Annotated in this window: 8 protein-coding genes; 2 read left to right on the forward strand and 6 right to left on the reverse strand. The window is 64.9% G+C overall.

All coding sequences use genetic code 11. From position 1 onward, the window contains the following. Window positions 1-259: 259 nt before the first annotated feature. The 5 genes from F7D09_RS10610 to F7D09_RS10630 all read right to left on the reverse strand — a co-directional run bounded on the left by F7D09_RS10610 (window position 260) and on the right by F7D09_RS10630 (window position 9,456). Complete coding sequence (locus tag F7D09_RS10610; RefSeq protein ID WP_152235458.1) at window positions 260-1,237, reverse strand: class C sortase; 978 nt, start codon at window positions 1,235-1,237, stop codon at window positions 260-262. Between the two features lie 134 nt (window positions 1,238-1,371). After that, window positions 1,372-3,222 (reverse strand): SpaA isopeptide-forming pilin-related protein, encoded by a 1,851-nt coding sequence (locus F7D09_RS10615; RefSeq protein ID WP_152235459.1) that lies wholly within the window; start codon window positions 3,220-3,222, stop codon window positions 1,372-1,374. Window positions 3,223-3,315: 93 nt separating this feature from the next. After that, the gene (locus F7D09_RS10620; RefSeq protein WP_152235460.1) at window positions 3,316-7,314 is read right to left on the reverse strand and encodes a SpaA isopeptide-forming pilin-related protein; all 3,999 of its coding nucleotides are present in this window, start codon (window positions 7,312-7,314) and stop codon (window positions 3,316-3,318) included. Between the two features lie 32 nt (window positions 7,315-7,346). After that, a complete protein-coding gene (locus F7D09_RS10625; protein ID WP_152235461.1) occupies window positions 7,347-7,724 on the reverse strand; it encodes a hypothetical protein in 378 nt (125 codons plus the stop codon). Window positions 7,725-8,706: 982 nt separating this feature from the next. Next, window positions 8,707-9,456, reverse strand: coding sequence for a histidine phosphatase family protein (locus tag F7D09_RS10630; protein WP_152235462.1), 750 nt, complete (start codon window positions 9,454-9,456; stop codon window positions 8,707-8,709). 88 nt (window positions 9,457-9,544) lie between these two features. Here F7D09_RS10630 and F7D09_RS10635 point away from each other — a divergent pair, with 88 nt between their 5' ends. Both F7D09_RS10635 and F7D09_RS10640 read left to right on the forward strand, forming a co-directional pair. After that, the gene (locus tag F7D09_RS10635) at window positions 9,545-9,934 is read left to right on the forward strand and encodes a DUF4235 domain-containing protein (protein WP_152235463.1); all 390 of its coding nucleotides are present in this window, start codon (window positions 9,545-9,547) and stop codon (window positions 9,932-9,934) included. 537 nt (window positions 9,935-10,471) lie between these two features. After that, window positions 10,472-11,251 carry a nitroreductase family protein gene (locus F7D09_RS10640; protein WP_152235464.1) on the forward strand — a complete coding sequence of 260 codons (780 nt, stop codon included), beginning with the start codon at window positions 10,472-10,474 and terminating at the stop codon, window positions 11,249-11,251. 138 nt (window positions 11,252-11,389) lie between these two features. On the opposite strand, the gene F7D09_RS10645 is transcribed toward F7D09_RS10640, so the two are convergent. After that, window positions 11,390-11,641 carry a hypothetical protein gene (locus F7D09_RS10645; protein WP_152235465.1) on the reverse strand — a complete coding sequence of 84 codons (252 nt, stop codon included), beginning with the start codon at window positions 11,639-11,641 and terminating at the stop codon, window positions 11,390-11,392. Window positions 11,642-11,814 lie beyond the last annotated feature (173 nt).

An 11,814-nucleotide genomic window follows, 5' to 3' on the forward strand; every position in this document is an offset into this window, starting at 1 on the left:
AAATCGAGCGGGGCGTGCGCGACCTGCCCGAACTCGAACAACGCGCCACCCAATGGATCCACTCCATCACCACCCCGACACAACACGCGCAACAGCTTGACAATGTATAGGAGCATCGGAACGTACCCGTAACCCCCATTCCGAGTACGGTCCGTCACAAATTCCCAACCGACCGTACTCGTAGCAACCATCCGAGTACGGTCGGTCACAAAGTTTCCAACGGAACGTACTCGAAGCACCCCCTACGAGTACGTTCCGTTTATTCGCGTCGGCGGCGGTCTCGTCCGCGGCCGCCGCCGACGGCAGCCTTCCGCCGGCGCCGCCAGCCGACGGCCACGCACGTCACCACGACGGTGAACGCCGTGCCCAACCCCACCAGCGCGGCCAGGGTGGTGTCGAACGCGTGGATGCTGTTCGGCTCGGGCACTTCGCCGGGAATCGACGCACGCACGCCGGAGACGAGCAGCCGGTGAGAGTTGACGCCGTAGGGCGTGCAGGTCATGAGCGTGACCCGATCCTGCCCGGGCGTGATGCGCAGGGCGCTCGCATCGTTCGGTTCGATCACACTGATGCGGTCGATCTTGTAGCCGAGCGTCTTGCCCATCACGTCGATGTAGAACGCGTCGCCCTCGCGCAGTTCGTCAAGCCGCGTGAACAGCAGGGAGCCGGGCAGCCCGCGATGCCCGGTGATGACCGCGTGCGTGCCCGCGCCGCCCACCGGCAGTGACGTGCCATACAGGTGCCCGGCTCCGGCGGCGAGCGCATCGTCGCTTGCGCCGTGGTAGATGGGCAGGTTGACGCCGATTTCGGGGATGCGGATCGACCCCATCACGCCTTGGCCGGTGTCGAGCAGGCTCTGGTATTCGCGATCGTTCGCGGCCATCGACGTGCCGGCGTCGGAGGCCGAGGAGGCGCCGGCGTCCGAGGCGAACGGATCGGCGACTTCGCCGATCGTCGTCTGGCCGCTGGCGGCAAGCCTGCGGTTATACGCCCGGGCCGCCTTAATCGCCTCCTCCGCTTTCGGGTATGGCCAGCCGGCGACGGTCTGTTCAGACTGCCGCACGGTCTGTTGCTGCCGACTCGCGCTGATGGCCCGCAGCACGAACGGTGAGGCGATGATGGCGAATCCGACGACGAGGAACACCGCCGACAGTGCGGCGAAGATGCGCGAGCTGGCTCGCGAGGATCGGCGTTTCGTCCAGCCGTTCGTGCGGTGCGCCATGCGTGCGCTGGTCATGGCCACGCTCCTTTCACCGTGTCGTACGACCATCATGCGGATATGCGCGAGCCTCCGCGCGAAGCCGGCTGGTTCCGGTATCGTGCGGAGGCTGCATGACGGCGGCTCGTCTGCCGCCTGTCATCTCACGCGGTTCAGGCGTTGCGGCGGGCGCGCAGGCCGAACAGGGCTGCGGCGCCGAGGCACAGCACGCCGGCCGCCACGATCATGGCGAGGCCGACGCCGCCGGTCTTCGGCAGTTCGGTGATGTTCTTGGCGTTCCAGACGTCGAGCTGAGTGCCGTTCTGATCGTTGATCTTCACGTAGTCGCTGGTCTTGGTGATAGCGAACTGCTCCTCGGTGATGGTATTGTGGCCGCTCGCCTCATCGCCCACGGTCGGGGTGATGGTGAACTGGAAGGTCGGCAGACCGAGCGAGGTGTAGCCGGCGGGCGGCGCGATCTCGTGGACTTCGTAGACGCCGGCATCGAGGCCTTCGACGGCGATGTTGCCATCCTTGTCGGTCACGAAGACGCCTGTGGTGGCGTCGGCGGCCGGCTCGGTGGCGCCGACATAGCTCCAGCCGTTCTCGCCGTAGGAGCCGAGGTACTGACCGTCATGGTTGGTGGTGCCGGAGACGGCCTTGATGGTGAACTTGGCGCCGGGCAGCACGGTGGTGCCGGCCTTGTCGGTCTTGTGGATGCCGAACTTGTAGGCGTACACCTTGACTTCCGGACCGGGCACCTTGTGGGCGTCGGACACGTTCTCCGGCTTGTTGGAGTAGGTCAGGTCGACCTTGTTCGGGTTGCCCTGCACGTTGCCGGGCTCGGAGAGCAGCGCGGACTTGTTGAGCGTCGTCTTGACGATGACGGTGACGGTAGCACCCTCGAGGATCTTGCCGGCAGTCTTGGAAGTGGATCCGTCAGCCATGTTGACGTACTTCTTAAGGTCGATGGTGGTCACGTGGCCGCCCTTGTATGCGTCGGTGTCCGGGGTCTGATCGTTGCCGTAATCAGCAACGGTCACGTCGTAATCCTTGTCCACGTTCAGAGTGACAGCTGCACTGCCATCGGCAGGGGTCAGCTTGACGGACTCGATAACGGAATCGGCAGAGACGGTGAGCGCCTTGGACGCGGTGTCGGTGATCTTGAAGACGCGGGTCTTCTGCGTATCCTGCATGGTCGGGTCGATGTCGTAGCCAGTGTAGACCGGGATGGTGGAGCTCAGCTCATATGTCACGGTGTCGCCCACGGCGTAGTCGGGCTGCGTATTCGGCGTGTAGCCGGCGTTGGCATTGCTGTCGACCAGCTGCTTGTCGATGCTCGGCGTGGTGTTCTTCAGCGTCACCGTGCCCCATGCGTCGGCGCCGGCGAACGTCGTCGGCGTGATGATCGGGATGGAGTTGGCGCCCTTCACGTCGTTCTCGGTCGTGGTGTCCTTGAGGAACCACAGGCCCTGGGCCAGACCGTCGTTCGTGCCGGTCTTGAGCGTGGTGGACGTGGCGGCGGGCGCACCGTCAGCGGCGAGCTTCTCGCTCAGCGACTTGGCGAACGCGCGCAGCGGCGAGCTGTCGCCGCCCCACGGGCTGGCCAACTCGCTCAGCGCGGCGCCGGACTGGTCCTTGAACACGTGATCGACCAGATAACCCATCGGGTTGGCCTTGGTGTCGTCGGTGTTGTAGTAGTTGGCGTCCTTCTCGTACTCGCTCTTCTGGTCGCCGGTCATCGCAGAGACGATGGTGCCGACCATGGCGTCATCGGTGTCAATGAGGAAGCCGTTGATGTTGCCGTCGGCGTCCTTGGTGATGTTGGTCAGCGAGGCGAGATGCCAGCCGTCGAACGTGTGGTCGACCTGATCATCCTTCGACTTGTTGATGGTGATGCTGCCCGTGTCGGCATTGGTGCCGTCGCCGTCCGCCGCGGTGGCGGAGGCCGCGCCGAACGCGAGGCCCGAGACGGCGATGCCCAGGGCCGCGACGCCCGCGAGCGCCTTCTTGATGATGTTCATGGTTGTTCTCTTCCTTTCCTGAGGATTACGGGATGGGATGTATGCAAATCTTGTGTGGTCATGCCTGTGCGGCTATGCGGGTGGGAGCGGGTTTCAGTCGGATGCGTCCTCCCGTCGTCTGGCCAGTCGGTATCCGCCGGCGATGACGGCGCCGGCAAGTATGAATCCGGCGCCGGCGAGCAGCACCATGCGTCCGGTCCAGTCGGTTCCGGTCGTGGGCAGTCCGGTGAGCACCTTGGTGTTGACGAATGCGGCTTGCGGCGAACCGTCGATGGTGGCGTCCGCCCCGGCGGCACTGGTGATGGTGCCGACCTGTACGCCGCCGTTCGCTTCGGTCGTGCCGGCATCGTCGATGACGCGCGTCACGACGGCGGTCGCCTCAAGCCCGGCGAGCGTCCCGTCGGCGGCCTTCTTATGCCGCACGGTCACCTCGACCTTGTACACGGCCCGCGAGTAGCGCAGTTGCGGCACGGTCGAATCGTCGTCCGGCGCGACCTCGCTCACGCGGTACGTGTACGTCTTCGCGTAGTCGCCGGCCGCTCCCGGCTGGTCGGCGAGCGTGCCTTCGGTGAAGGTCAGCTTGCCGAACACGCCGGCGAGCGTCGTCACGTCCGTCGCGTCGTCGTCGGGAGCCAGCGCGATCGTGCAGTCGTCGAGCGTCGTGCAGTTGTCGGGTACGGGGATGGAGCCGTGCTGCTGTCCGTCCCACGCGGCGATGGTGAACGTGAACGGCACATACTTGCCGTTGTCGTCTTTCGGCCATGCGGTGTTCCGCACGGTCTTTTTCACCGGAATCTCTATACTGACCGGCGTTTCGCTGTTCGCGATCGCCGTGACGGTGTTGCCGTGCCCGTCTGTGATGACGGCGCCGTTCTGGCTGATGACGAGCGTGTACACTGTGGCGATCCGGTCGTAGCCGGCCGGGGCTTTCGTTTCGGTCAGATGGTAGGTGCCGAACGCGAGGCCTTGCACGGTGAACGCGCCTGCCGCGTTGTCGGTGTCCGTCAGCGTGGTGCCGTCGCAGCCGTCGATGCGGTCGGCTGTGCCGTTGATGGTGTCGGCCACGCAGAACGTGTCGGTACGTCCGGCGTCCGCCGCAGCGATCTTCCATTGCGAACCTGCGAGCCGACTGCCGGTCTTGTTGTCGGTCTTCGTCCAGGAGGCTTCGGTGGGCGTGTCGGCGATCGCCGCGGTGCCGTCGGCCAGCAGAGCCGGCTTCTTGCCGTCCGTCCACGTGACCTTGCCGCCCGTCACGGTGAACTCGTACACGGTGGTGTTGAGCGTGTAGCCGTTCGGCGCGGTCTTCTCGGTCAGGGTGTACGTGCCGTCGTCCAGGTCGTTGACGGCGAAGACGCCTTCGGTTCCGTTGATGTCGCACCGGTAGGCCTTGTCGACGCCGCATTCCTCGAGCGTGCGGCCGCCGGCGGTTTCGACCGACGCGGTTGCCGCCGCAGACGTCGTGGCCACGCTCGCCGCGGACCGTGCGGTGGCGGTCCTGCCGCCGAGCCGCGCCCACGACGCGCGCTGCTGTGCGGCCACAGACAGTGCGGACGTCGCCTTCGCGGCCGCGACCGTGCAGTCGGGCGCGGTCTGCGCATACGTGTTGTTCGCGTCGTACGCGTCGATCACGATGACCGTGCGGTTGTTGAACATCACGTCCTTGCCGGTGCCGCCCGGCCACCAGTTCGCGCTGCTCGCCGTGCTGTTCTCGTCATGCAGCACGAAGCCGTTGCCGCCGCCCAGCCGCGGCACTTCGGCGTACAGGTAGTCGCTGTTGCAGCTGGGCTCCAGCCGCACGAACGTCCACTTGTCGGCGGACGTGTTCTTCACTCCGTAGTACAGCCATGCGGCCTTCCAGCCGGCGACGACAGACTTGTTGACGTACACGAGCGTGTTCCGGTCGTCGGTGACGCGCACCATCACGCTGGCGGTGCGGTCGCCGGCTTTCGCGGTGATGGTCGCGACGCCCGTGTCCACGCCGGTCACGATGCCGGACGCCGCGTTCACGGTGGCGACCCTCGGGTCGGACGTCGACCAGACGGCCTTCACGCTTGCCGGGTCGACGACGGCGTTGAGCCTCATCGCGCCGCCGGTCTTCATGGCGAGCGTGGCGTCCGCGTCGACCTTCTGGTTGTTCTCGTCGCGGATTTCGACGGCGTTCACGGCCGGCGCATTGACGGTGACGATCACCCGCGCACACTTGGTGGCGTCAGATGCCGCGCACGCCTTGATGGTGGTCTGACCTGCCGTGTAGGCCATCACGCCGCCTGACGCGTTCACGTCGGCGACGGACGGCACGCTGGAGATCCATGTCACGCTCTGGCTGGCGCCTGCCGGGATGACGGTGGCGGTCAGGACGGTGGTGTCGCCTTCGGTCATGGCGAGGCTGGTGACGGTCGCGCCGTTCTTGTCCGTTACGGTCACGCCGGCGGCTGCGTACGTGTTGTCCTGGATGGTCCAGCTGCGCTCGGCGTTGCCGCCGGTCGCCTTCTTGGTCAGCGTCCATGTGGAGCCGGCGAGGCCTGTGGTCACGGTGCCGCTGTCGGCACCCTCCGCGACTTTGGCCCATTGGATGCTGGCGCCGGCGACCGTGTTGCCGATTGCGCCGTTGGTGATGACGCCACCGTCCGTGGTGCCGGTCACCCAGTTGACGGCTTCGCCTTGCTGGCTGGCGGTGACCGTGTAGATCTTGCCGCTCAGCTGGTAGCCGTTCGGCGCCTTGAGTTCCTTGACGTAATACGTGGCGTTCGGGGTGAGGCTGCGCACGGTGATGGTACCGTCGGCGGCGTCGGAGTCGTTGTTGCCGTTGTCGGCGACCAGCAGGATCTGGTTGGAGCCGGCCTTGGCGTCGGCTTCGCTGGCGTAGACGCCCCACTGGGAGCCTTTCAGCGGCGTGGCACCGTCCGCGGCGTCGACCTTCTTCCAGCCGATCACCGAGCATTCGGACGTGTATGATCCGTTCCACGGCAGGTTGTGGCGTTCCTGGTCCATGTCGATGATGGACGCGGACGGCGTGTTCGCGGCGCCGAACGTCTTCGCGACGCTCGGGTTGGTCATGCCGAAGTCCTCGCCGACCATCACGCGGCCGTTCGTGGTCACGTGCGACTCGAAGCTGCCGTGCGGCACGAGGATGCTGCCGAGCATGGCGGCGGCCGGGTCGTCGTTGTTCGCGTTGTTGCTGCCGCCGAGAATCGTCAGCGTGCTGCCGGACGGTATCGCGGCGAAGTTCCACATGATCGCCTGCGCGGCGTGGGCGTAGGCTTTCGCGTTTTCATTGCCGGTGACGTAGCCGTTGGAGATCTCCTTGACATCGCCGTCGATGATGCTGGAGTTCGCGCCGCCACCCCACCAAAAGCGCCAGCCGTTGTGGAAGATCACGTCGGTGCCGCTGTTCGTGCCGGTCACGTTCACGACCACGGAGGCGTTGTCGGGGATGTTGCGGAACCAGTAGCTCACGCCTTGCGCGTCACGGATCTGGTTCAGCAGGTCGGCGTCAATGGTGAACGACTGGAGCAGGGATTCGCCGTCGCCGGTGAACGTGAACAGTTTCTCGGCGTGATTGAAGCCGGAGAACGACTGGGAGTTGTCGTACTTGTAGCGCGTGTAGCCGTTGATCGACGGCGCATCGGAGACGCCTACCGTGCCGTTGACGGGGATTGCGGCGAGTTCGGTGGACAGCCGCTCGTTCTCGGCGGTTTGATTGGTGTAGTCGGCACCGTTGACGTCGGCGAGCACGCTGTTGCCGTTCGCGTCGGCATGCCAAACCACAGACGGCGTTTGCGCACCATCCGCATTGCCCTTCTCGTACGTGTACGGATACACGCTGGTGGTCGTGCTGGTCGCGGGAGCACCCCACGGCTTGGTGTCGCTGCCGGCCAGTCTTGCGTTATAACCGGTGATCTGCTGCTTGGAACTGTTCATTTTCTGGTTCAGACCGGCGGCGGCGCCCCACGCCATCACCTTCACATCCGCACCGTTTGCGACCTGGCTGAAACCGCTGCCCTGACCGCCCACGGCGAAGACGGTGCTGTTCTTCGGCGGGATGAACTGGGAGCCGAACGCGACCGTGCCGATGGAGAAGAAGCCTTTCAACGGATGCAGCAGCGCGTCACCCTTGACGACCGTCAGGCCTTCGATTTCGGCAGCGTACGACCCGTCGGGCCGGGCGCGGGATCGCCGTTGAGCTTGCCGGAATCGGTGGTGGGGGTGCCGACGAAGAAGTTGCGGCCCACGTAGGTGGCCACGCCGGTGTCGTTCATGGAGCCGACGGCGGTGCTGTCGCCCAGGTCATGGGTCGTCGGCACGCAGATGCCGGCGGCGGCTTGTGCGGTGCGGTTCATGGTGGTGTTGCCGGATGCGAGGGGCGCTGTTGCGGCGCCGACGACGGCGGTGGCGAACATCATGGCGACGGCGATCGCGGACGCAACGCCATCACGCAGCCGTCGTGGCAGTGAGGCGGCCGCGCCTGCGGTACGGGTGTTCCTCCGTGGTGCCATGACCATGCAGCCTCATCCCTTCCTTGCGGGTGCCCGGCCGTGCAGGGGCGGGCGCGTCTTGTCTGCAGGCCGCGTGGGAGCGCGACGCTTCCATGCGGCGCGGGCTCGGTATGTGAACGTTGTCACGACAACGCGCGACAAATCCCCCTGTTTGACGGCGACTTCATCGGCCGCCGAACACTCAGGTGTCACACATCAACCTCGTTGGCTTCACAGTGTACTACAAACGTTGTCATTTGCAACAAGGCATGTCCGCAGTTCGGGCGGGAGTATCCGCAATGCGCCTGTTTACGACATTTTGCACGACTTCGTGCCGACATCATCACAAGCGTCACCGCCCTGCAGACCCGACGGTGGAACCCACTTAATGCTTTACGTTTGCAGTATTGTTTCGTTACAATACATCAGGCAACGACGTCAACGGGGCGATTGATCACACCGTCATGATTTCGCAGCGGCGGCCGCAACTTGCTTCATATGTGAATACGTTTTCACCGCGTGTCGCACATTCAGGGTGTGTAGGGACGCGGGGCTATGTCGTGTTTCTCCGTCACCCTGCTCGCCCGAGCATGGTGACGCACCACCGAAACCCCTTGCAAACACTGGGTTTTCACACCAACGTCACCCTGCTCGCCCGAGCAGAGTGACGTGATGCCGGTCGCGCATGTACCGAGACAGGCTCCAAATCCCCCAGCCGACCGTACCCGCAACGGCCTCCTCGAGTACGGTCCGTCGCACATTGCTGACCGACCGTACCCGTGGCACCCCCTACGAGTACGATCCGTCAGATTTTCCTGACAAAACGTACCCGAAACATCCCCTGCGGGTACGTTTGGTCCATAATTCCTGACGGAACGTACCCGTAGCGCCCCTTACGAGTACGTTTGGTCTTAATTTCTCGACCGACCGTACCCGTAGTGGCCTCGTCGGGGTACGGTCCGTCGCACATTGCTGACGGACCGTACTCATGCGCAGCGGTGCCGACGGATCAGCAGTTCCAGCGTTCGATCACGCGGTCGCCCTTGTACACCGACAGCACCGAATAATGCGCCGTATCCAGACGCAGCAGACGCGCAAAATGCGGGTCGACGCCCAGCCATCGTGCGGTGAGGATGCGCAACACGTGCGCGTGCGCGACGAACAGCACCGAACGGCCCGACTCCAGCAGCGGCACGGCCACGTCGATCGCCTGCGCCACGCGCTCATACACGTCGTCAAGCGTCTCCCCCGGCCCGTTGTGCACCGGCACCTGCTCGCCGCCCGGCAGCGTCTCCGTCCAGTCGCCGCCCATCTCGGGTTGCAACGCGCCTGGGCCATCGCGCCACACATCCCAAGGCGCCCCGTGCAGCGCGGCCACGGTCTGCCGCGTACGGCCCTCCGCACGCCCGTAATCCCACTCGGCGATCTGCGGCAGCGAGCGCGGCGTGAACCCCGCCAGCCGTGCGGTCTGCTGCGCGCGCTTCAACGGACTCGCGAACACGCATTCCTCGTCAAAACCCTCCGGGAACTGCTCGCGGATGCGCGCGCCGGCTTCGGCCGCCTGTCGCTCGCCCACGGCGGTCAGGGGGATGTTGGTGCGGCCGGTGTGCTGGCCGGATTCGCTCCACACCGTCTGCCCGTGCCGCAGCAGCACCAGTCTGCCGATGGCGCCGGCGTGCGGCGTGGTCGCGGGATCGTTCGTGGATGCCTGTGCCGACTGCTCCGTTGCAGCGGTGTCAAGATGACGTGGTTCGTTCATACTCCCACTGTACTCACGGGCGGGCATATTTGCGCGGATCGCTTCAAGCCCTGCGCCTGCCGTCGTCACCTCGCAAAATAATACTGGTATGACAGATTTCGACGCGGGCTCGACCACCGACCGTATCATCGCCGGTTTCGACCGCATCAACGACAAGGTGGACGATATGCGCGCACAGCGGCTCAACGACCCTGATTCCCTCGGCGACAAGGCGCTCAAGTTCATGCTGCCGTCCATCGCCGGGTTCATCGCCGGCAAACTGTTCACCCTGGTCTGGAACCGCAGCATCGGTCGCGGGAAGACCGCGAAGTCCGGCGGCGACGCGCTGGGCGACGGCGTTGTGGACGAGAAGGAGAGCGTGGTCATGAGCGTGCTCTTCGCCGCATTGTCGGCGGCGGTCGGCGCGGGCGTCTCCACGCTGTCCGACCGCGGCTCCCAGGCCCTCGTCAACCGCCGTCACCGCCGTCGCAACCGGTAAGTCTCCAGGCTTTCTCGACAGACGTCCCGTTTCCGGCGGTACTCGTCCGGTGCCGCCGGCGCCCCGTCCGGTGGCATCCGCTCGGCAATACCTGTTCCGACGGTATCCGTTCCGGAGACACCCATTCCGGAGCTCTGCCACGCAAGATAATCGGCGTGTGGCAGCCCGAATCACACCTTCCAAGCTCTGTCGGAGGCCGTTTTCTACCAACTCCTCGGCCGTGCCAGTAGGAAACGCCCGCCAGCGGCCCCGTTTGCGGCCGTCTCCTACCAACTCAACAATCCTTCTAGTCGGAAACGGACGCAAACGCGCCGATTTGCGTCCGTTTCCGACTAGAAGGACCATCCTGCCGGCGGAAAACGGACGCCAGCAGGCCTATTCGCGGCCGTTATCCACCGCAAGGAACGCCATACCGGCAGACAACGGCCGCAACCGACGCACCGCCATGCCGCATGAGGCGGCCATCGAGATCCAGCCCCATTCCACCGAACGAAAACCGCTCTTGCGCAAGGCCCCGCGACGGGCGACAATGGCGGTATGGTTACCAATAGCACTATCGAGACGCTGCTCAACCGCAGGTCCATCCGTAAGTTCATCGACGAGCCCATCGACGACGACACCATCGCCACGCTTGAGACTGTCGCCCAACATGCCGCATCCAGCCAGTACCTCAACGACTGGTCGGCGATTCGCGTCAAGGATCAGGCGCTCAAGGACCGCATGGCCGAAATCGGCCACCAGCCGTACATCGCGACCGCGCCGCTGCTGTACATGTTCGTGGCGGACGAGCACCGCAACGCGCTCATCGCCGAATCCAAGGGCGTCGCCACCGATCCGGCGAGCTACGGATTGTCGGCCAGCTACCGCTTCTCCCAGGCGAACAACGACGCCGTGCTGGCCCTGCACGCCATGGAGACCGCCGCATATTCGCTCGGCCTCGGCTGCGTGATCCTCGGCTCGCTGCTCAACGACGTCGACGGCCTGATCGAGGCGCTGCACCTGCCCCGCTACACGTATCCTGTGCTGGGCCTCGCCATCGGCAAGCCGGACCAGTCCCCCGCGCTGAAGCCGCGTATGCCGCGCGACCTGCAGTTCTTCGACGACCGCTACCCGGCTGAGGAGGACGCGCGCACTGCCGTCAGCGAGCAGGTGGGCGCGTTCGACCAGACGGTTCACCAGTACTACGATCTGCGCAACACAGACCGCCCGGTGGACGCGTTCAGCGACCAGATCGCCAAGATCGCCTCCCAGCAGATGGACGCGCAGCATCACGTGCTGCCGCATGCCGAAGCGCAGGGATTCCGCTTCGATAAGTGACACGCGCTTACGGCTGACGTCTATACGCAAGTGGCCCCGGACGGTGATGGTACCGTCCGGGGCCACTTGCGTTCATGACGCGACACTTGCATATACGTTGCATATGCAGGGGAATACAGGCAAAGGATCGTTCCCGGCCTACCGTCGCCGCGGCTTGTACCCTTTCTTGCGGCTGTGCGGCTTGAGCTGCTGGTTCAGCGGCACATAGACGTGCGACATGGCCGGATCACGATGGGTGAGGTGCCAGGTTCCGCAATATTCGCACCGGTACACCCACAGCTCGGCCCCGCGCTCGATCAGGCTTTGGTCCGCGGCACGCTGCGCCTGCAGCTTGTCGTGATACATGATCTTGTTGGACGTGGCGCAACGTTTGGGAGTGAAGTAGTGCATGGTTCCAGCATACAAAGATGTGTATAGTTTGGGAATGATATTGCTGTGGATATGGTTGAGGCCTTCCGGGAGCTTTGCTCGACCGGAAGGCCTCAATCCAACGGTGAATGCGGCGGCGTGCTACTCTCCCACACCCTCACAAGTGCAGTACCATCGCCGTGCCAGGCCTTAGC

The sequence above is a fragment of the Bifidobacterium leontopitheci genome (genome assembly GCF_009193355.1).
Classification (GTDB): Bacteria; Actinomycetota; Actinomycetes; order Actinomycetales; family Bifidobacteriaceae; genus Bifidobacterium; species Bifidobacterium leontopitheci.